Raw genomic sequence first — 21416 nt, forward strand, 5'->3', positions numbered from 1 at the left:
GGTGCGCAGCCGATACCCCACCGATGACGAACTACGCCGCAACTTCGAAGCCGAACTCACCTCGGTGACGACCGGTGGCGGCCTGCGTTCGGAAACCGGACTCGATATGGAAACCGACGCCGCCCTCATCGCCATCGCGCGGGCATATCCCGCGGTCACCGACGACCTCGTCGCCGCGGCCCGCGCCGCCTTCGCTGGTCAACTGGACGGCTCCAATGCCGATGCCCGCCAGGCGGACCTGGAGCGCTTGATCGCCGAGCACAACGCCCGCAAGCGGAATCAATAGTCCACCCCCGGATGCCCCTGGTTCCAGGGGGTCTCGCCGACGGCATTGTTTGAATATCATTTGTGGCAGGGAGGGTTGGTCGATCGCGGAGACGCGGCACGCGACTGCCGAACCGGGCGGCGAACGCGCCGGTGGTTCACGTCGCGGCACTGAAAGTTCAAGCCGTCCATGGGATGATCGGGTCTGATGAGAGCAGTACGGCACCTTAAGCGAACGTCAAGTCCGCTCCGGATGCCTGCGGGTTCTTCGGGCGTCATGCCAGGATGGATCGGAGTGGGTCGAACGCCGCGCTGCGGCGGCAGGCTAGGCAGGAGTTGACCGATGGCGAAGCCGGGACAGCCAGATTTCGGGGCACAGGCCAAACAGCTGCGCAGCGCCGCGGCGGGCCGTACTTTCCGACTCGACGACGATGTGGCAGCCGAAGCGGCCGGGTACGCCGCGGACATGGTGTCGGTCATCAACACCGTGCTCGCCAGGGTCGGCGAGGTCACCCAGATCACCGGCTTCGGCGATTACATGCCGGCCAGCGTCCGACTGAATCAGGAATTCAGCAAGCTCGGTGGCAAGCTGCAAACCGATATCTTGAAGGAGCACAAGCAGATCCTCACCGATTTCGGTGAGGCCTTCTTGCTCGCGGGCCGAAAGGCCACCGGCGCCGACAAGGCCAGCGCGGGCGATATCAATCAGCACAACGTGGGCAAGGCATTCTCCGGCATGGTGGACCGGAGTAAGGCAGGCGAGAACGTCGCGCATGTCAAACAGGAGCCGAGCCCGGTCAATCCGAAGACCATGATCGACCAATGGCCCGGTGTGCCGGTCAGTGGCCCCAGTGGCGACCCGAACAACAAATACAAGGGGCTACCGCCCGACTTGGCGGGGATGAAGCCGGCCACCGGGGACAAGGCGCCCCAGGGCGTGGTGAGCGCGGGCGTCACGGTGACTACCTCCGACGGTTCAGCGCTCGGTTACGAAGCCTTCTACAAGCTCGGGCAGTCGTTGTTGCAGAAGCCCGCCGACCTGGTCACCACCGCGGTCAACTGGGAACGCATGAGCCTGCAGCTGCAGGGCGGCTTCTCGAACTACCGCGAAAGAATCAACGCACTCGTGGGTTCGCCGCGCTGGCAAGGTCACGGCGCGGAGAGCGCTGGGCGGGCGGTCGGCACGTACACCAACAGTGGTGAGGTGCTGACCCAGGCGATGAGCAAGGTCAAGACCAATCTGATGGACTCGGCCCTCTGGACCGCCTACACACTCTACGAAATGCCGGACAAGCCGCCGGCGCAAAACCCGGACTCGGCGCAGATCCAAAAGGAATTCGCCGCCGAGCAGAAGGCGAGGACGGCGTACAACAACTGGTTCTACCCCGGCGTTCCCGCGGCGGCCAGCGCGATTCCGCTACTGCCCGACGGGGTTTCCACCCTGCAGCCGACGAACGGCCAGGATCCCAATAACCGGGTGAACGGCGGTCCGGGCGGTCCCGGCCCCGGCACCCCTGGCCCGGGAGTTCCAGGACCTGGCGTTCCCGGCCCCGGCACCGGATTGACGGACCAGCAGCGCAGGTTGCAGGAAGACATGCAGCGGCGGGCCGACCAAGAGGCGAAGCAGCGGGCAAAGGACCTCGAGGCGCAGCGGCAACAGGCGGCGAAGGATGCCGCGCAGCGCGCCGCCGACCAGGCCAGGCAGCAGGCGCAGGATGCGGCCAGGCAGGCAGCGGACAAGGCCCAGCAGGCATTGCAGCAGGGCCTACAGCAAGGCCAACAGGCGATGCAGGACGCGCTGAAGAATTCGACGGAGGGTCTTGCCGGTCTGCCCGGTGCGCTGACCGGGCTTTCGCCCGCGATGGCCGACCTCAAGAACGCGGCGGGCAAGGGTGCGGGCCCCGGGCCTGGGCCGGGTAGCGCCGGCGGTCCGGGGCCGGGACCGAAACTCGATCCGAATGCGGTTGCCGCGAAGCTGTTCCCGAGGGCATCGCTGGCCACCGACGCGCTCGGCCGAGCCGGCCTCGCGGGTGCGGTGGCCGGACAGCCCGGCATGCCCGGCGGCATGGGGCCCGCAGGCGCCGGCGCGGGTGGTCAGCAGAACCGGGAACACAAGCGCGCCGACTACCTCGATTCCACCGAACATCTCGAAGAGGCCCTCGGTGATCCGCCGGTGGTGGCCAAGCCCGTCGTCGAGAAATGAACCGGACCTGGAAGCTCACCGACCTCGAGTTCTATGTCCTGTGGCAGGGATTGAAGCTCGGCGGGTTGCCGTACCCGTTCTACTTCCAGAGCGACACGACCGACCCCGAGGCCTTCGAGACCGAGGTGATCGCGGTCAAGGACCGGCTGCGGCTGCAACTCGACCCGGCCATCAGTGACATGCTCGAGGCCCTTGTCGAGCCGGACGTGCGGATCGAGGTGCACGGGTGGGACGGCCGAGCGCCGCGCACACCCGATGCCCTGGTGCGGATGAACGCGGTCCGGCGCGGCGACAAGGGGTTTGTGGTCACCTGCCTGCCGGGTCGAACGTTTTGGCACAGCGGCGGTTACACGATCACCGAGTGCGATCCGCTGCGGTTGGCCGACGCCGTGGTCGAGCGGCTGCCGGACACACCCGCGGGCAAGCTGACCGAGTTCGTGCTGACACCGCCGGGGGACGCGGCGGAGCTCGACTACTCCTTCGGCACGTCGGCGGTGCACGACTCGTTCGAAGATTCGGTCTCGGAGCGGTCGTCGAGCTTCATGAACGCACCCGCCACCAAGATCGGGACGATCCATATCGTGCAGGGCCGTTCGCTGTTCGGTCCACGCGGCATCACCCGGCACGAGCTGGATTGGCGCGATCTGGTCGATGACGGCCGGTACGTCATCGATGACCAGCACCCGCCGGTCGCGTCGCCGGTCGACCGCAAGCGGCTGATCGGGTTGATCAATACCAGGATCGCCGCGGTGGTGCGGGCAATCAAGGACGAACGACTATGAACCGGACCGGGATCGACTTCGTGTGCAGTAGGGGTGACCACTATGGATCCTGAACGAGAAGACACCGAACAAGCGCAAACCGAGCAGCCGCCACCGGCGATGGTCGAGTGGACCGCGGCCTCGCGCACCGGTGCGATCACCGTCCGAACCACCGAACAAGGCCTGCCGCTGGGCATTTCTATCGATGATGCCGAGCTGAAGCGGGATCCGCAGGAGCTGGCCGCCGAGGTGCTGCGGCTGTGCAAACATGCGGCCAACCGTGCCGGACTCGCCCGCAGGGCCGAATTCGAAGCGGCGGGCCTTTCCTCCGACGCGCTCGCGCTGATGGGGTTGCCGACCCCAGAACAAGTGGCTCGCCAAGAGATCGTGGAGGAGGAAGAATACGAGACGGAGCCACGAAGTTGGCTGCGCTCGGTCTAGGGAGGAACTGAAGCGCATGTACGAGACCATGGACGAACTGATGGCGAGCGTGCAACGGCGGTTGTATCGCGTCCGCGATCTCGCCGACAACATGGCCGGTGTCCGTGCCCGAGAGACCGCACCGGACGGCTCGATCACGGCGGAGGTCGACGGCAACGGCGCGTTGCTGAATCTCGAGTTCACTTCTGGGATTTCCCGGCTCAGCGCGGCCGACTTCGAGAACACGCTGGTATCGACGGCCGCCGCGGCGGCACGCCGGGCGTTCACCGAGCGCGCCGAGCTGATCACCGCCTTCAACGAGGAGGTCGCGGATTAGACACCTCATGTTTACGAAAACTCATCATCTTTACATCAGCGGAACCTTAAGTTTCTGCAAACCGCCTTCCGAACACCGCAAATCGGTTGGTATCTTCACCACAGTTGGTCAATTGCATTACAGGATCGGGGATTTCGATGAGCGAACTCGTAGCAACTCTTAGTGCGATTCGCGCCTACGGGGACGCCTCGGCCGCCATGGCGACGAGCGTCGCCACCGCGGGCGCATTCGATCAGACCGCGACCATCGCGGCGGCTGTGCCCGTCTTCGGCCTGATCGGCCAGGACTTCCTGGCGGCGTTCGCGTATGCCCAGGGCAACCATGTGGCATCCGTCTTCGAACTGGCCGGCGTGCACGCCGCCACCGCGCTGACCGCACACCAGGGCGCTGCGGCCTACCAGGCGTCCGAGCTGGCGCAGGGCGCCGAATTCAGCGCCGCGACACAGACTCTGACATGAGCTCGCCGCTGGACCAGTCGATTGTCGAGCTGCTGCGCGGCAGCTCGCTCGCGCCGATGATCGATCGGCCGGTCAACGACATCCTCAAGGACATGGGGCTGCCGCAGCTGCCCGACCTCTCCGCGGTGCCGCCGATGCCCGGCATGCCGCCGATGCCGGTCATCGACCTGAGCGCGCTCATGCGGCCGTTCACCGATCTGGCGAGCAGCTTCGGTACCGGCGTGCTCGGCTCGACGTCCGGTCCCGGCATTGATCCGACCCAGGCGCTGAGCGGGGTCACCCAGGCACTGCAGACCGCGATGCAGATGGGTACCAGCGCATTACAGATGGCGATGCAGCTGTGGCAGGGCATGGCCGCGGCGCAGGCCGCCGAGAAGGCGGGACAGGCCGCGGCCGACGGCGCCGACCTGGCAACCCAGGGCATGCAGGAGAAGGCGGTGCTCGGCAATGCCGCGGGCTCGGTCGCCGTCGGCGGCGCGCTGCTCGGTGCGGTCATCGCCAAATACATGGCCACGATGATCGCGGCGTCCCCGCTGCTCGCTTCGCCCGGCGGTCAGTGGTTCCTGGTCGCGCAGACCGCGGAGAGCCTGGCCGAGGCGACCGCGGTGGTCGCCAAGACCAGGGTCGAGATGACCGGGCACTCGGCGAGCATGACCGCGGTCGGTCAGAAGAAGAAGATCACCGCCGCGCCCACCGGGGTGAACTCCATGGAGGGTATCCAGCAGCTGATGCAGCTGGTCCAGCCGCTGATGGGCATGGTGCAGACCGGAACACAGAGTGTGAGCCAGCTGGCTCCATTGCTCGCGCCGAAGGTGGATCCCGTCACCGACGCCAAGGCGAAAGAGGACCGGGCGCGCGAAGCACTCGCGGGTGGCGATCCCGGCAAGGGCGTCGGTGCCGGGGGGCCCGGCGGCAGCATCGGCAGCATCGGTGGCGGTCCCGGCGTCGCGCCCGCGCCGACTCCGTTGGCCCCGTGGGCCGGCACCAAGGCCGCTGGCGTCGGCCCGATGCCTGGTCTCGGTGGCGTCGGAACCGGCGGGCCCGCAACGGAAGCCACGGCCATGCGGTCGACGGTGAGCCCGGGCGCGGCCACGCCGGGCATGATGCCGCTCGCGGGGGCGGCGGGTGCCGCGGCCGGTGCGCGTGCGGATGATGTGAGCAGTGTGTCCAGCCATCTGGTCACCGGACAACACGGCGACGAGGTCGTCGGCAACATCGAGGGGGTCTCGCTGCCGGTGGTCGGCGCGACCGAGCAGGTCTCCGAACCACCGCCCGACAAGGAACTGACCCTCTGAGGAGGTCACCATGGCAAGCACTGGTGCGGAATTCAACGGTGTGCGGTTCGATCCGGCGGCCACCAGGGACGCCGCCATGCGGCTCGACGGACTGGCCGAGCGGCTGGAGAACGAGCTGCGGGCGGGTGAGGTCTCGCTGAAGATCGCGCCCGCTGGCGCGGATGAGGTGTCGCAGCGGGCCGCGCAGACGATGAACGAGGTCGCGGCGTCCTACGCCGAAAGCGCCGCGGCGGGCGCGCTGGAACTGCGTAAGCTGGCCGCGACGTTCCGGTCGCAGGCCCGTCAGTTCGACCGCGCGGAAGGCGACAACGCCGATTCGTTCGGCGGCGGCGCCGGTGTGGCCTGACGCGGGTGACGCACACGGAGCAGCCATGATCGAACCACCGGTCCCCGGTTTCACCGGGGTGGTCTGGGAGGCGCGGGAGCCGGACCGGCTCACCCGCGAGCTGTCCACCGGGCCCGGCGCAATACCGATGGCGGAGGCCGGGGCCACCTGGGCCAAGCTGGCCGCCGCCTTCGGTGCCGCGGTGATCGAATACGACCAGATCGTCGCCTCGCTGCACGGTGCGTGGGAATCTGGCACGAGTCGCCCTGTGCTGGACCGTATTTCGGTCCTTCGCGACTGGCTGACCGACGCGGCGCGGGCGGCGGGAGAGAACGCCGTGCATGCCGAAAAGCAGGCCGCGGCATATCAACTCGCCCAGCTGACAATGCCGAACGCGCTCGATGTCGCCGCCATCCAGCAGGCGCAGCGCGCGCTGGAAGCGGTCAGTGGGTCGCTCGGCGCGCCGATCAAAGCCGTTGCCGCGCAAACCGATGCCGAGACCGACCTGGCCAAGGCGGCCGCCTCCCGGGTGATGCGCACCTACGAGGCGGCCACCGAACCGCTCGCCGCACCGTGGCAGCACGAGTTGCCGCCGACGGTCGCGTCGGGCGCGGCGCTGGAAGCCGAGCAGGCGAGCACGCCGCGGGGTCCGGCGAATTCCGCGACCATGCCCGCGAGCATGTCCGGGATGGGCATGCCGGGACCGATCGGGCCGATCTCGGTGCCGCGCACCCTGTCCGCCTACCGGGCACCGGTCGTGGCGCAGTCGGCGCAGGTTACCGAGACCGTTGCGCCACAGCAGGTTCCGACGACCACCCCGGTGACATCACCGTCCATGGTGCCGCCGGGAGCGATGGCGCCCGCCGCGGCAGGCGCGCAGGAGGAGGAATACCAGTCCTCCCGTGCCGGTGTGGCGTCGACCGCCGAGTTCAATCCCGATCTCGGCATCGTCTCCGCGCCCGCCGTGCTCGGCGCGCCCGACCAGCCGGAATCGACCGGCCAGTCCGCGACGGGAGGTGGCACGTGACAACCATGACCAACGACGGGTTGCTCGCCGTTGCCGACCAACTCGGCGTGCAGACCTTGCCCCTGGTACTCGCGGTCGGCCCGCAACAGGACTCGTTCGACGAATGGGCCGAGGCGCAGCGGGCGGCGATGTCGAGCCTGATCGCCGAGGGCGTCATCGATGCCTACGGCGAGGTCGACGCCGAACTGAGTCTCGCGCTGCACACGCTCGCCCAACCCGAGCAGGAGCTGGTTGCCCGAATTTTTACCGGTGACAAGCCGATTCGGGTCTGCCTTGCGCGCCGGGGCAGCCAGCACGCGCTCGCCGTGCGCACCGGGGACGACTTCGATATCCGCACCGTCTGGTCCGACGGCTCCGGCGCCGCGCTGGCGCGGCCGGTGCTCGAAGTGCTTGGCCGGGCGCAGCCCGCGGATGTCGCCAATTTCAGCGCACCCGCGGAGGCGCTGAGCGAACGGCTCGCGGGGGCGACCACCTCCTCGGACTTCGCGGACGCGGTGTACGCCCTCGGCGTCGCCGACCGGGATGCCGCCGGGTACGGGCTCGCCTTCGCGTCCTGCCATGCCTACGCCGAGATCGTGGTCTGCACCCACGTCGACGGCGTGACAACCCGACCGCCAGGCGCGGTCGCCATATACGACACCGGACGGGGACGCATCGTCGCCTCGCCCGGTATCGCCCAGGACCAGCAGCTTTGGTCCACGGTCACACCGGGCACCGATCACCGTATCGCGCAAGCGATTTCGGGCTTGGTCGAAACGCTGCCCGGGGGGAGGTGGCTGCCGCAGTAATCCGGACGGTGAACACAGCAGTTATCTCGAACTCGGGTGATGCCTCCATGGGCATCACCTTCTGGCACAGTAATTTTCCAGAAGGAAGGTGCAAATAGCATGTCGGGTAGTGGTGTAAGTAATAGTGCTGCCGCTGATCAAGCAGCGAGTGACATGGGCGAGGTCGTGATGGCCATCCGCACGACCATCGACAAGATCCAGGACGAGGTCCAAGCGGCCGCCAAGGGCTGGAAGGGCGAGGCGTCGCAGGCGTTCAACGACGCCGCCATCGCGTGGGACGGCGAGGCGCGTCGTCTCAAGGCGCTGCTCGACGACATGGGCCAGAAGGTCGGTGTCGGTGCCGAGAAGCTGCGTGCGATGGACTCCAACAACGACTTCGGCGGCCTCAAGATCTAGCAGCGGCAATCGCCGACCTCACACTTCGAACAAAGGTAGAAATATGACAGACATGCTCTATGACAAGGCCACGATGCTCGGTCTGTACGAGAGCCTGAAGACCTACCACGGCACGCTGATGCAGCAGGTAGAGGTGGACTTCCCGGCCGCGACGAACAAGTTGCAGACGGCGTGGGAAAACAACGCCTCTTTCTCGGCATTCATGGATGTCAAGAAGTCTTGGGACACCCAGTTCTCGGACACCAACGAGATCCTGCAGCGGATCGCCACCGAGGTGGACAACTCGCTGCAGCGCGCGTTCCATACCGACCAGACCATCGGTGACGGCTTCGGCGCCTGAGTCGAGTCGAATCGACTGAACACCACGGCCGGCCGGAACATACTGTTCCGGCCGGCCGTGGTCGTTGGTGGGTTACCGGCCTTGCGGCAGGGTGTCGTAGCTGACCAGCGCGTCCTTCTTGGACAGTGTCGGACCCGGAACCAGTTGTCCCACAATGGCCCAGGGGGCCAGCCGGGGCGCATTGCCGAGCCCGAGCAGCTGCGCGGTCTCCGCGTCCGGAATGCCATAGCGAATGCCGTTGTCCGCCACATAGAACAGGCTGCCGCGGCGGGGACTGCCCGGCTCCGTCCCGGTGATCCGCACGAATTCACCGGTGGTCGGCGGGATGTAGGCGTTGTCCACCCGGTCGCCGCTGCCGTCGGAGCTGGACAGTGTGACCGGCTTGGACGAGTCGGCCAGCGGCAGTCTGGTGCCAGCGAGCAGGCTCACGGTGGCGCGATCGGTCGGTCCGTCGGCGACGCCGCCGCTCTGCTGGGTCTTCGCCCAGGAGATGCAGCCGACCGGGGCATCCTCGGCGGACAGGATCTTCGGCGTGACCGCGGGAAAGTGGTCGAGCGGAAGCTGGTGCAGCACCGGCATATTGGTGAGTACGTCCGGCGCGACCGCCTTGATCTCGCGCATGCCCTGCGAATTCGCGGTCCGCAGCACCTGTGCCGCGAAATCACTGATCCGTTGCACCCCGTCGGCCAGCACCACATACAGCTCGGACCGATCCTCGCGGCCGACACCACCCACCGCGATGACGCCGCCGATCGGCACGTCGGACAGGCGGCCGGGGCCCGGCTGGCCCGCCTGCGGGATGTCCGGCGGGGCCAGCGGCGGCACCGCGGTCGCGGCGTTCAGCAACGAAGGCCCGATCGGACGAGGCCGTGCCGTACCGAGACCCATCGCCCGCGACATCACCGAGTTCGCCGGATCGAGCTCCGCGCGCTTGCCGTCGTAGATCAGGTAGGTCTTGCCCTGCCGGTGCACCAGCATGGCCTCGTCCGCGCCGGTGCGCCGAATGCGTTCGTTCAGCTCGGGTCGGCCGGTGAACACGGTGGTGGTCACCCCGCTGGCGGAGGCCGCGCTGCCGGTGCTGGACAGCTGCACCGTCTCACACAGCGACCAGTCCGATCGATTGCCCTGATTGGAACCGGGCAGCGCGGACGGAGCACCTGGGATGCCGAGCATCGGGCCGCGCGGCAGCGAGGCAAGTTTGCTGTCCTTCACCGAATTCGGCTTCTCGGCGCTGCCGCTGATCAGCCGCGCCGAGGCCAGGTTCAGCGTCGGATGCAACGTGGTCTTTCCCGAGTCGTCCTGCACGACGACATACAGCGCGCCGCTCTCCTTACCCATGACGATCTTCGATTCGCCGACCGAGCCCTGCGGGCGCAGGAACGCCAGGATCGCGCAACCCGCCACCACCAGAATGCCGAGCACCAGGCCGACGAACATCGAGCGCGACTGCGAACGCATGGGGTCGTGCAGCATTCGCACGTCGCGGCGGACCAGCGCGTGGTCGAGCCGGCGCAGCAGGAAACGGTATCCGTTGACCTGGGCCTTGGTGGTCAGCTGAGCAGGCACGTGCTCTCCATCGTCACGATCTTCGTCCGTCGCATCCGCGGACCCCTCCTCCGTCATTCTGTCGCAAGTCGCATCCGGGCCGCAGCGGTCCGGGCATGCGCCGAGCCGATGGACCGTCAGGAAGGCGACATGACGGGTACCGCCAGGAAGAGCGGTTCGGAATCAACCGTATCGGCCCAGCCCCCGGTGTCAATCGGGCGCCGCTCACCGAACCGCGCACCCGCCGCGAATAGTGTTGCCGCACGGTACTGTGAGCCGTGACGGACCCAAGGCGCCGGGCTACTCCGGCCGCCGGATTTCGAGGCGAACAAGCGTGAACGAGGCTGTGAACGAACCGGAACCACCCGAGAACACGGCGCTGCACGACCCCGAGTTCTGGCTCTTCCGCCAGATGCCGCTGCGGTTGATGGTTCCGCTCGCCCTGCTCGCGGCCCTGGCCGCCTGGATCGCCACCGCGTTGGACGCGCCGCTGTGGGGGATCATCACCGCGGGCGCGGTGGTGTTGATCCTCGGGGCGGCGCCGGTGCGCAAGCGGGATCCGCGCAATCTGGCCGGGCTGGTCGCCAGAGGCATCGCCTTCCGCTGGCGGCGGACCAAGCCGGGGCCGCTGGTCACCGGCCCGGACGCAATCGACGTGCCACTGCCGGAGGGCGGTAGCTACGGCGTGCGCTGGGATGGCGAGCTGCTGACCACGATGATTCGCATCGACCCGCCGCCGGACGCGCTGACCCTGCTGCGCCGTGGCTCGCTGAGCACCGACCAGGTGCTGCCGCTCATCGAGGTCGCCAAGTGCCTCGAGCAATTCGACATCAGCCTGGCCTCGGTCGATGTGATCAGCACCGGCGCGCGGACCGCGGGTGGTGGCCAGGTCGCCCAGCTCTACGACCGGATCATCGGGCCGTTGCCCGCCATCGCGCACCGCACGGTGTGGCTGGTGCTTCGCCTGGACCCGCTGGCCAACGCCGAGGCGGTGGACAACCGCGGCGGCGGTGGCACCGGCGCGCTGCGCACCGCGACCATCGCGACCCGCCGGGTGGCCAATCGGCTTGCCGCGCGCGATATCTCGGCCTCGGTGCTGACCGCGGCGGAAATGAACACCGCGGCGCGCAGACTGACCCGGGGTATTCCACTGGAGGAGTTCGTCGAGACGCCGATCTCGCTGGTGCACGACGACATGCTGTACCTCACCAGTTACGAGATCGGCCCCGAGCTGATCGGTGAGCGCGGCTTCGCCGACATCTGGGCGACGCCGAGTCTCGGCACCACGGTGACCGTCCGGCTGCGGCCGGGCGAGCGGAAACCGGGCCGGGCCCATGAATCCGCGGAGCCACCGGTCACCTTGGCCGCCCTGGTTCGATTCGACACCGCCTACGAGCCGGACGAGCCGCCCGTGCCGGGGCTGCGGCCACTGCCGGGCAGGCAATACCGGGCCCTGCTGGACTGTCTGCCGCTGCGCGCGGGCCGCGGCGAGGCCGGGAGTGCGAGCGACTACCGTGGCCCGCTCTCGGCGCTACGCGGGATCGCCGTGCCCACCGCGGGCTGCGGTCAGCTGATCGGCGCCGACGACATCGGGCAGGGGATCGCGGTGCCGCTGATCGGTGACGGCACTCGGCATCTCGAGGTGATCGGCAAGCTGGACCTGGCCCAGCAGGTGATCCTGCGGGCCATCGCGCTCGGCGCGCACACCGTTGTGCACACCGACCGGCCCGAAGCCTGGCACTCGATGGTCGCCAATGTCGCTTCGCCGCACTCCCTTTCGCTCGCGCCCCGGTTCGCGGGCGCCAGCCTGCATCCGGCGCCGGTCAGCCCGCAGCCTGGCATCATCGGCTCCCTCGCGACCGTGGTGGTGTTCGACGGCATCGCACCGACCACCCTCACCGGTGGCGCGACCATCGTGCACGTTCGTGACCCGCACGACCCGCCGGGCCAATTCGCCGCCGACGTGGTGCTCGTCCAGGACCCGGCGTCGCCGAATCTGATCACGGTCCGCACGTCGACGGCCAGCGCCACCGTCAACATGGTGACCACGCCCGACGAGATGTGGTACATCGGCGAATCGCTGGCCGCCGCCCGCTGAGGGCCGGAATTCCTTCCGGCCCTTCGGCTTTCGGTGCGCTAGTTGCCCAGGGTGGCGAGGATGCCGCTGAGCGCGGCCTGCATATCCGGCGCCTCGATCCGCATCAGGACCGATTCGTCGATGGCGGTCAGGTCCAGCGAATCGTCGTTGGCCAACCGGAATTCGCGTTCCTCCTCGGCGGATTCGATCACGTTGCGGACGAACCGGCCGTTACCGGCCAGATCGATGCCGCGCCGCTTCTGCCCGCTCTGATCGACGCGCTCGGACTGGTACAGCCCTTCGCACGCCTGGATCAGCAATTGCATTGCCTCATCCGACATTTCGGAGTCGCGCGACTTCGCGATGAGCTGGCCGATCTGGCCGAGCTCGACCGGGGTGTAGGAGGGGAATTGCAGGCGCTTGGCGAACCGGGAGGCCAGACCGTCGTTGGAGGCGAGCAGCCGGTCGATCTCGCCGTCGTAGCCCGCGATGATCACCACCAGGCGGTCGCGGTCGTTCTCCATCCTGGCCAGCAGGGTGTCCACCGCTTCGCGGCCGAACGCGTCGCCGCCTTGCAGACCGGTTTGGATCAGCGTGTAGGCCTCGTCGATGAACAGCACGCCGTCCATCGCGGTGTCGATCAGCTTGTCGGTCTTGATCGCGGTGCTGCCGAGGTGCTGGCCGACAAAATCCATCCGCTTGGCCTCGACGACCTTGTCGGTCTTGAGCAGGCCGACGCCGCAATAGATCTTGGCGACCACCCGCGCGATGGTGGTCTTACCGGTGCCGGGCGGCCCGGTGAAGGCGAGGTGGTTGCCGCGCGACACATTCGCCATGCCCTTTTCGGCCCGGATCTTCGCCAGCTGCGCGGTCGCCTGCAGCTTGGCCACCTGCGTCTTGACGTTGGCGAGGCCGACCTGCTTCTCCAGCTCGGCGCGCGCCTCGGTGAGGATCCGCTTGGCCCGGTCCTCGCTCTCGGCCTGCTCGATCGCGTCGGTCGACGGCGCGGTCGCCGGGTCCCACCGGTCGGTGCGGGAGTCGATGGATTCCTTGGTGGTCACCGTGATTCGATAGGTGCGATCGCGCATCGCGGTGGTGTTCGCGGTGAAATCCGGCGCCTGCGAATACACCTTCTCGAACAGCGCCTGCGCGTCGTCCTCGTGGCCGGTTTCGCGCAGGCACAGACCGCGGCAGAACATGGCCGTCGTCCTGGCCGCCGGGATCGGGCCCTGCTCGGCCTGCTCCATCCGGCGGATCGCCTCGCCGAACAGGCCGAGTTGCGCGCAGGCCGAGCCGACCATCACATGCGCACCCGCCGCCAGATACGGGTCGTCCCACTCGGCCGAACCGGCCAGCACGGCCATCACATCCGGCCAGCGCTGCGTCGTGAAGTGCAGCACGCCACGGATATACGCGCTGATCCGATCGTCGGCCTCGCGGTCGGGGTCCGACAGCATGGATCGCCGATGCGCGGCCAGCTCGTCGAGCACCTTCTCGGCCTCGTCGTACTCCTTGTCCTGGATCAGCTGCGCCGCCTGGGCCAGCCAGATCTCGGTGTGGCTGGCCAGCGGGTAATCGATGTACAACCCGGCGAGAAAGCGTCCGGCCAGGGCGCGCGACGGCAATCCGAGCCTGCGTTGCTCACGGAACAAGGAAGTCCCGCTGGTCTTGTAGAGGTTGTAGAGGACGTCGCGGGTCACCTCGCCTGCCGCGGCGCGGCCGAGCCACGCATCGCACATGGTGGGGTCCCATTCGGTGGCCCGTTGGAATGCCAGCTTCGCGTACTCCAGATCGCGCGCGGATTCCTGACCATCGATGGTCAGCCCCAGCGATAGGACTCCGGCGTCGAAGGCGCGCTGGGCTTGGCGGTTGCCGGTCGTCATTGCAGTCAGTCCCTGAGATCTACGTGTGAGCAATTGCCTGCGTTCATCTTCCGACCAGCTTAACGGGCATAGCCGGACGAAGTCCGGCTTCAGCCTGCGCACAGCGGAGCGAAGGCAGAGGTCCACGGAATAGCGATCGCGCATGCACGGTCTGTCCGATAGATTAGGTTTTGTTGTCGGTAAGTCGCAACGTGCGTCAACTGACCGCCACGTGCGACGATGTCGTGCATCGGTTCGACAGGTAGGTTGCTGAGGCTAGTGGCTAGATTGGGGTCGTTCACCAGGTGACCGAGTCGTTGAGTAGCGGCTTGGCGGCCGCCGAGCCCGAGCTGTGCCGAGTGTCCGTCATTGGGGGGAATACCCAGCTCGATGTCGGTCTGCCCGCCACGGTGCCCATTGCCACGTTCATCGGCGATCTGGTCGCCCTGATCGCCTCCCGTAACCCGGATGTGGTCGAAAGCGACGACGGCGGAACGCCGTTGCAGACCGAGCACTGGACCCTGGCCCGGCTCGGCCGCGACGCCATCCCGCCGAGCCGCACCCTCGGCGAGGCCGATGTCTACGACGGCGAACTGCTCGTGCTGCGGTCGGTGACCGCGAAAGAGACGCCCGCGCTGTTCGATGACGTCATCGACGCGGTATCCCGGCTGACCACCGTCGACTTCCGCGGTTGGTCACCGGCCGCCGCGCGATGGACCGGCTTGGTCGCCGCGGTGTCGGCGGTGCTGCTCACCCTGATGCTGCTGTTCCGCGAACGTTCGGAGTCCGGCAATCTGGCCGCGCCCTTCCTGACCCTCGGTGTCGCGATCGCGGCGGCGGTGGCGGCGGCGATCGCGTCGCGCAAATACTTCGACCAGCTGACGGCGACCTGGCTGTCGCTGTGCGCGCAGCTGTTGTTCTTCGGCAGCGCGGTGCTGTTCGTGCCGCGGGATCTCGGCAGTCCGCATCTGCTGCTCGGCTTTTCGGTCCTGCTGGTGGCGGCGGTACTGCTCTACCGGGCCACCGCGACCGGGTCGACGCTGTGCGCCGCGACGGTCACCATCGCGCTGTTCGGCGGCATTTCCGCGGCGGTGCGGATGATCTGGGACTCCGATCTGCCGAAGATCTCCGCCGCGGTGCTGGTCGCGGCGATCATTCTGATCTCGATGGTGCCGCGGCTGGCCGCGGTGCTCGCCCGCCTTCCGGTGCCGCCGGTGCCGACCGCGGGCGCGGCGATCGACCCGGCCGACCACGAACCACGGCCGACGATCGAGGGCATCGGCGCCATCGGCGCCACCGCGCTGCCCTCGGCCGCCGGGCTCGGTGAGCGGGCGCGTGCGGCCAACCGCTACCAAACCGGGCTGCTCATCGGATGTTCCGTCGCGGCGGTGATCGGCGCGCTCGGCGCGGCCGACCCGTTCGGCGAGGCCAAGTGGCAGGGCATCACGCTGGCGGTGATCGCCGCGGTGATCCTCTGCACGCGCGGCCGTTCGTTCGCCGACCTGGTGCAGGCGGCGACGCTGATCGCGGGCGGCTGCGCGATCCTCATCGGGTTGATCACCGGGCTCGCGCTCGGCGACGAAGAGTCCGCGCTGTTGTCGGCGGCGCTGCTGCTCGGCTTGGCGACCGCGGCGGTCGGCTTCGGTGTGATCGGACCGCATCTCGAAGTGACGCCGGTGACCAGGCGGCTAATGGAGATCGTGGAATATCTGCTGATCTGCGCGGTGATCCCACTGGTGCTCTGGTTGATGGGCGTGTATTCGATGGCCAGGAACATATGACCGGTCGGGCCAGCCGACCCGGCTTGCGGCGCGGCGCGGGAATCGCCTGCGCCGCCTGGATTCTCGGTGTGTCCCTGTTCGGCTCGCCGGCCACCGCGGCCGCGATCGGCCCGCCGGTGATCGATCCCGGTGCGCTCGGTATCGCGCTTGAGCTCAGCGGACGGCCCGCGCCGCTGGAGCCGACCGAACAGAAGCTGGTGTGCGCCGAACCGATTCTCACCCGCGGCAATCCGGCCGAACCGCCGCTGCCGCAGCGGGTGCTCGACCTGCCTGCGGCCTGGCAGTTCAGCCGTGGGGCCGGGCAGAAGGTCGCGGTGATAGATACCGGGGTGAACCGGCACCCCCGGCTGCCCGCGTTGCAAACCGGCGGTGACTACGTCTCCGACACCGACGGCACCGTCGACTGCGACGGGCACGGCACGATCGTCGCGGGCATCATCGCGGCCCGGCCGAGTCCGGACGACGCGTTCGTCGGTGTCGCGCCGGACGCGGAGATCCTCACCATCCGCCAGCTGAGCCTGGCCTACGAGGTGAAGGGCAAGTCCTATGCGGGGCAGCCGCCGCCCGGCACGATCGTCAGCTCCGGCTACGGCAATGTGCTCACCCTGGCCGGCGCGGTGGTCCGGGCTGTCGACATGGGCGCCACCGTCATCAACATCTCCGAAGTCGCGTGCAGCGCAGCGGGAACCGACACGGCCGACGGCGCGCTCGGTGCCGCGGTGAAGTACGCCTACGACCACAACGTCGTCGTGGTGGCTGCCGCGGGCAACCTGCAGCAGGACGGCCCGTGCAAGACCCAGAACGAAGGCACCGGCTGGGGTTCGGTAGCGACCGTGGCCAGCCCGGCGTGGTTCACGCCGTACGTGCTCGCCGTGGGCTCCATCGATCCCGACGGCGCACCCTCGCAGCTTTCGCTGCACGGGCCGTGGGTCGGCGTTGCCGCCATCGGCAGGCAGATCACCTCGCTCGACACCAAGCCCGGTGGCACCGGGCTGGTCGACGGCGTGCAGACCGACGAGGGCGTCCGGCCCATCGAGGGAACGAGTTTCGCCGCGCCGTACGTGGCGGGACTGGCCGCGCTCATCCGTGCGCGCTTCCCGGAACTCACCGCCGCACAGGTGATGGACCGGATCACCAGGACCGCGCACGCGCCAGGCCCCGGCCACGACGACCAGATCGGCGCCGGGCTGATCGACCCGGTCGCCGCGCTCACCGCGCAGCTGCCCGAGCGCCCGCCGAGCGCGGGCGCCGACAGCCCGCACACCATCGCGGCGCCGGTGGTGCCGCCAGGACCGGACCCACTGCCGCGCAAGGTCGCGGTCATCGGTTCCATCACTTGCCTTGCGGCGCTGGCCATCGGCGGAGCCATCGCGGTCCCGTTCCGGCGGAACCGGGGCGAGCCCGTCGACGACCTCGATTTTGACGCAACAGATCGATAGAGGACCCATGGTTACCGAAGGTTTCGTGCGCCGCCCCCGGATCGCCCCGCCGCGCGCACCGGGCGGCGAGGTGGCGCTGAACGCACCGCCGGAGATCCAGCGCCCGCTGCCCGCTCCGCTGATGATCAAGCTGATGCCGGTGATCATGGTCGTCGCCATCGTCGGCATGATCGGGTTCATGGTGATGATGGGTCGCAACCTGCTCGCCAACCCGTTCGCCATGATGTTCCCGATGATGATGCTCATGTCGATGGCCGGCATGATGATGGGCATGCGCGGCGCGGGCCCCAAGGGCGCCGCCGAGCTCAACGAGGAACGCAAGGACTACTTCCGCTACCTCGACCAGATGCGAAAAGAGGTGCGCCGCACCGGCATCAAGCAGCTGGAGGCGCTGGCCTGGAGCCACCCGGAACCGGTCGACCTGCCCTCGGTGGTCGGCACCCGGCGAATGTGGGAGCGCCGCCCCAACGATCCGGACTTCGGCCACGTGCGGGTCGGCGTCGGCAGCCATCGGCTCGCCACCAAGCTGGCCAGGCCCGAAACCGGCCCGTTGGAAGACCTGGAACCGGTCTCCACGGTCGCCTTGCGCCGCTTCGTGCGTACCCACTCGGTGGTGCACCAGCTGCCGACCGCGGTGTCGCTGCGCGCCTTCCCGGCTATCAACATCGACGGTGACCCCGCCGAGTCGCGGAAGCTGGTGCGCTCGATGCTGATGGAGCTCACCGCCTTTCACGGCCCCGACCACGTCGCGGTCGCCATCGTCTGCGCCGACCCCGACGGGCCCGCCTGGAGCTGGGCGAAATGGCTACCGCACCTGCAACATCCGAATGTTCGCGACGGCATGGGTTCGGCCAGAATGATGTACGGCTCGCTCGGCGAGCTGGAGACCGCGCTGGCCTCGGAATTGCTCGAACGCGGCCGGTTCATGCGCAACCCGCAGCCGACCCAGGGCAGGCTGCACCTGGTCGTCGTCATCGATGACGGATACGTCAACGGCACCGAGCGGCTGATCAGCGAGTCCGGCCTGGATTCGGTGACCGTGCTCGACCTCACCTCGCCGGAGAACGGGTTGGCCGCCCGGCGCGGCCTGCAATTGGTGGTCAACGGCGGCGAAGTCAGCGCGCGCAGCGCCACCGGCGTCGAAAAGTTCGCCACCGCCGACGACATCAGCATCGCCGAGGCCGAGTCGTTCGCCCGCGGGCTGGCCCGCTTCCGGATCGCCACCGCGGCGCAGATCGTCAGCCTCGGCGACGACACCCGGTCCGACCCCGGCCTGATGGCGCTGCTGAAGATCCCCGACGCAGCGCAGATCGATCCGACCAAGGTCTGGCGCCCGCGCACCGCGCGCGAACGGCTAAGGGTGCCCATCGGTGTCACCCCGGACGGCACCCCGGTCGAGATCGACATCAAGGAATCCGCCGAGTTCGGCATGGGTCCGCACGGATTGTGCATCGGCGCAACGGGTTCGGGTAAGTCGGAGTTCCTGCGCACGCTGGTGCTTTCCATGGTGACCACGCACTCGCCGGACGCGCTGAACCTGGTGCTCGTCGACTTCAAGGGTGGCGCCACCTTCCTCGGTCTCGATCCGCTGCCGCACGTCGCGGCGGTCATCACCAACCTCGAGGAAGAGCTCTCGATGGTGGACCGCATGCGTGACGCGCTTGCCGGTGAAATGAACCGCCGCCAGGAGCTGCTGCGCTCGTCCGGCAACTTCGCCAACGTCACCGATTACGAGAAGGCCCGCGCCGCGGGTGCGGCGCTCGACCCGCTGCCCGCGCTGTTCGTGATCGTCGACGAGTTCTCCGAACTGCTCTCGCAGAAACCGGATTTCGCGGACCTGTTCGTGATGATCGGCCGCCTCGGCCGGTCGCTGCACGTGCACCTGTTGCTGGCCTCGCAGCGCCTCGAAGAGAACAAGTTGCGCGGCCTTGACTCGCACCTCTCCTACCGGATCGGCCTGCGTACCTTCTCCGCCAACGAATCTCGCGCCGTGCTCGGTATCACCGACGCCTACCACCTACCTGCCATCCCTGGCTCCGGCTACCTCAAGAGCGACGCCGACGATCCGTTGCGCTTCAACGCGACCTACGTCTCCGGCCCCTACGTTTCGCCGAGCGGTGGCAGGCAGGTGGACGGCCGGTTCGTCGGCGGCCAGGCGCCGACGGTGTTCACCGCGGCCCCGGTCGAAATGCCCGAGCGGCCCGTGCTGCCGGAACCGGCGCGTCCGGCGCTGCCCGATCTGCCGCCGCCACCCAGCGCGGACGAGGGCATCCCGGAGACGCTGCTCGAGGTCGTGGTGAAACGCCTTACCGGACACGGCCGTCCGGCACACGAGGTGTGGCTGCCGCCGCTGGACGAGTCGCCGACCGTGGATATGCTGCTGCCCGACCCGGATTGGCGTTCGCCGGTGAACCGGCACGGACAGCTCTGGATGCCGATCGGTGTCATCGACAAGCCGTACGAGCAGCGCCGCGACGTGCTCACCATCCAATTGGCCGGTGCCCAAGGCAATATCGCGGTCGTCGGCGGCCCGCAGTCCGGCAAGTCGATGACGCTGCGCACCATCGTGATGGCGGCCGCGGCCACCCACACGCCCGAACAGGTGCAGTTCTACTGTCTCGACTTCGGTGGTGGCAGCCTGTCGAGCCTGAACGGCATCCCGCACGTCGGCTCGGTCGCGGGCCGACTGGATAGTGACCGGGTGCGGCGCACCCTCGCCGAGCTCACCACGCTGCTGCGCCAGCGCGAGGAGCGATTCACCGAGCTCGGCATCGAATCCATGGTGGACTTCCGGCGGCGTAAGTACGCCCAGCTGGAGGCCAGGCTCATCAATGGGACCGAAGCCGCGGCAAACGATCCGCTGGCCGCCGACCAATTCGGCGACGTGTTCCTGGTGATCGACGGTTACGCGGCGTTGCGCGAGGAGTTCGACACGCTCGAACCGCAGATCAACGCGATTGCCGCGCAGGGTCTTTCGTACGGTATCCACTTGATCATCGCGGCCGCCCGGTGGATGGAGATCCGGCCCGCGGTCAAGGACCAGATCGGCACCCGGTTGGAGTTGCGCCTCGGCGACCCGACGGACTCTGAAATGGGCAGGCGCACCGCGGCTCTCGTGCCGGTCGGCCGCCCTGGGCGCGGTCTGACCCCGGACGAGCTGCACATGCTCATCGCGCTGCCGCGACTGGATTCCGACTCCGACCCGCACACCGTGATCGACGGGGTGGCGTCGGCGAAGACTCAGCTCGCCGAGCTGTACCGCGGCAGACAGGCACCCGAGGTGCGCATGCTGCCGCAGAAGATCGAGCGCGACGATGTACTGGAGATCGCGCGCGGGTACGGCGTCCAACTCGGCCCCGGCAAGGTTGTTGTCGGCCTCGGCGAGGACGAATTGGAGCCGTTCGTCCTGGATTTCGACGCCGAACCGCATTTCATGTTCTTCGCCGACGTCGAGTGCGGCAAGACGACGTTCCTGCGCAATATCGCCATGGGCATCGCGGAGAACTCGACGCCGGAGCAGGCCAAGATCATCCTGATCGACTACCGGCGCACCATGCTCGGCGTGGTGGACCCCGATCGGCTCGCCGGCTACTCGACCTCGTCGCAGACCTCGGGCCCGATGATGGCCGAGCTGGCCAGGTTCATGTCCAAGCGCATCCCCGGCTCCGACATCACCCCACAGGAACTGCGGGAGCGCAGTTGGTGGACCGGGCCGGAGATCTTCGTGCTGGTCGACGACTACGACATGGTGGTAACCGGCACCAACCCGCTGGTCGCCCTGCTCGAATACCTGCCGCAGGCAAGGGATATCGGCCTGCACCTGATCGTCACCCGGCGCACCGGCGGCGTCTCGCGCGCCCTCTACGATCACGTGCTCGGCGGCATGAAGAACATGTCGGTGGACACGCTGATCGGCAGTGGGCCGAGGGACGAAGGCAAGATCATCGGTGATGTCCGCCCGTCGAAACTGCCGCCGGGGCGCGGCACGCTGGTCTCCCGTTCCCGCGGGCAGGAGATGGTGCAGATCGCCTATCTGCCGCCGCTGTAAGCGACCGCGTCGTCAGGCGTCACGGTGTGGCGTGGGCGGGTCGGGACCAG

The 21416-nt window shown here is 68.2% G+C and carries 18 protein-coding genes; 16 read left to right on the forward strand and 2 right to left on the reverse strand.

Going from position 1 to position 21416, the window contains the following annotated elements:
- Window position 1: 1 nt before the first annotated feature.
- The 12 genes from KV110_RS04920 (at window position 2) to KV110_RS04975 (ending at window position 8614) form a co-directional block, all read left to right on the forward strand.
- Window positions 2-286, forward strand: a complete 285-nt coding sequence (locus tag KV110_RS04920; protein WP_218473824.1) for a hypothetical protein — start codon at window positions 2-4, stop codon at window positions 284-286.
- 321 nt (window positions 287-607) lie between these two features.
- Window positions 608-2467, forward strand: a complete 1860-nt coding sequence (locus KV110_RS04925) for a hypothetical protein (protein ID WP_218473826.1) — start codon at window positions 608-610, stop codon at window positions 2465-2467.
- The gene (locus KV110_RS04930; RefSeq protein ID WP_218473828.1) at window positions 2464-3249 is read left to right on the forward strand and encodes an ESX secretion-associated protein EspG; all 786 of its coding nucleotides are present in this window, start codon (window positions 2464-2466) and stop codon (window positions 3247-3249) included. The genes KV110_RS04925 and KV110_RS04930 overlap by 4 nt, the downstream gene beginning before the upstream one ends.
- 42 nt (window positions 3250-3291) lie before the next feature.
- The gene (locus tag KV110_RS04935) at window positions 3292-3669 is read left to right on the forward strand and encodes a hypothetical protein (protein ID WP_393537224.1); all 378 of its coding nucleotides are present in this window, start codon (window positions 3292-3294) and stop codon (window positions 3667-3669) included.
- Between the two features lie 16 nt (window positions 3670-3685).
- On the forward strand, window positions 3686-3985 hold the full coding sequence (locus KV110_RS04940) for a YbaB/EbfC family DNA-binding protein (protein WP_218473830.1): 300 nt from the start codon (window positions 3686-3688) through the stop codon (window positions 3983-3985).
- Window positions 3986-4122: 137 nt separating this feature from the next.
- Window positions 4123-4443 carry a hypothetical protein gene (locus tag KV110_RS04945; protein WP_218473832.1) on the forward strand — a complete coding sequence of 107 codons (321 nt, stop codon included), beginning with the start codon at window positions 4123-4125 and terminating at the stop codon, window positions 4441-4443.
- Window positions 4440-5738, forward strand: coding sequence for a hypothetical protein (locus KV110_RS04950; protein WP_218473834.1), 1299 nt, complete (start codon window positions 4440-4442; stop codon window positions 5736-5738). The genes KV110_RS04945 and KV110_RS04950 overlap by 4 nt, the downstream gene beginning before the upstream one ends.
- A gap of 10 nt (window positions 5739-5748) precedes the next feature.
- Window positions 5749-6084 carry a PE family protein gene (locus KV110_RS04955; RefSeq protein ID WP_218473836.1) on the forward strand — a complete coding sequence of 112 codons (336 nt, stop codon included), beginning with the start codon at window positions 5749-5751 and terminating at the stop codon, window positions 6082-6084.
- A gap of 25 nt (window positions 6085-6109) precedes the next feature.
- Window positions 6110-7090 (forward strand): PPE domain-containing protein, encoded by a 981-nt coding sequence (locus KV110_RS04960; protein ID WP_218473838.1) that lies wholly within the window; start codon window positions 6110-6112, stop codon window positions 7088-7090.
- Window positions 7091-7095: 5 nt separating this feature from the next.
- Entirely contained in the window at window positions 7096-7878 is a 783-nt protein-coding gene (locus tag KV110_RS04965) for an ESX secretion-associated protein EspG (RefSeq protein ID WP_343224194.1), read from the forward strand.
- 99 nt (window positions 7879-7977) lie between these two features.
- Window positions 7978-8274 (forward strand): WXG100 family type VII secretion target, encoded by a 297-nt coding sequence (locus KV110_RS04970; RefSeq protein WP_281427742.1) that lies wholly within the window; start codon window positions 7978-7980, stop codon window positions 8272-8274.
- Between the two features lie 43 nt (window positions 8275-8317).
- Window positions 8318-8614 carry a WXG100 family type VII secretion target gene (locus KV110_RS04975; RefSeq protein WP_218473844.1) on the forward strand — a complete coding sequence of 99 codons (297 nt, stop codon included), beginning with the start codon at window positions 8318-8320 and terminating at the stop codon, window positions 8612-8614.
- 72 nt (window positions 8615-8686) lie between these two features.
- Here KV110_RS04975 and eccB read toward each other — a convergent pair whose 3' ends face one another.
- Entirely contained in the window at window positions 8687-10180 is a 1494-nt protein-coding gene (eccB, locus tag KV110_RS04980; RefSeq protein ID WP_218473845.1) for a type VII secretion protein EccB, read from the reverse strand.
- A 313-nt stretch (window positions 10181-10493) separates the two neighbouring features.
- Here eccB and eccE point away from each other — a divergent pair, with 313 nt between their 5' ends.
- The gene (eccE, locus tag KV110_RS04985; protein WP_246634350.1) at window positions 10494-12257 is read left to right on the forward strand and encodes a type VII secretion protein EccE; all 1764 of its coding nucleotides are present in this window, start codon (window positions 10494-10496) and stop codon (window positions 12255-12257) included.
- Window positions 12258-12295: 38 nt separating this feature from the next.
- Here eccE and eccA read toward each other — a convergent pair whose 3' ends face one another.
- The gene (gene eccA, locus KV110_RS04990; protein ID WP_218473847.1) at window positions 12296-14119 is read right to left on the reverse strand and encodes a type VII secretion AAA-ATPase EccA; all 1824 of its coding nucleotides are present in this window, start codon (window positions 14117-14119) and stop codon (window positions 12296-12298) included.
- Window positions 14120-14403: 284 nt separating this feature from the next.
- Here eccA and eccD point away from each other — a divergent pair, with 284 nt between their 5' ends.
- Genes eccD through eccCa form a run of 3 tightly spaced genes read left to right on the forward strand, consistent with a single transcriptional unit; the run spans window position 14404 to window position 21366 of the window.
- Window positions 14404-15879 (forward strand): type VII secretion integral membrane protein EccD, encoded by a 1476-nt coding sequence (gene eccD / locus KV110_RS04995; RefSeq protein ID WP_218473849.1) that lies wholly within the window; start codon window positions 14404-14406, stop codon window positions 15877-15879.
- Window positions 15876-17318, forward strand: coding sequence for a type VII secretion-associated serine protease mycosin (mycP, locus tag KV110_RS05000; protein WP_218473851.1), 1443 nt, complete (start codon window positions 15876-15878; stop codon window positions 17316-17318). The genes eccD and mycP overlap by 4 nt, the downstream gene beginning before the upstream one ends.
- A 7-nt stretch (window positions 17319-17325) precedes the next feature.
- Window positions 17326-21366, forward strand: a complete 4041-nt coding sequence (gene eccCa / locus KV110_RS05005) for a type VII secretion protein EccCa (protein WP_218473853.1) — start codon at window positions 17326-17328, stop codon at window positions 21364-21366.
- Window positions 21367-21416 lie beyond the last annotated feature (50 nt).

This window comes from Nocardia iowensis (assembly GCF_019222765.1).
In the GTDB taxonomy this organism is placed as follows: Bacteria; Actinomycetota; Actinomycetes; order Mycobacteriales; family Mycobacteriaceae; genus Nocardia; species Nocardia iowensis.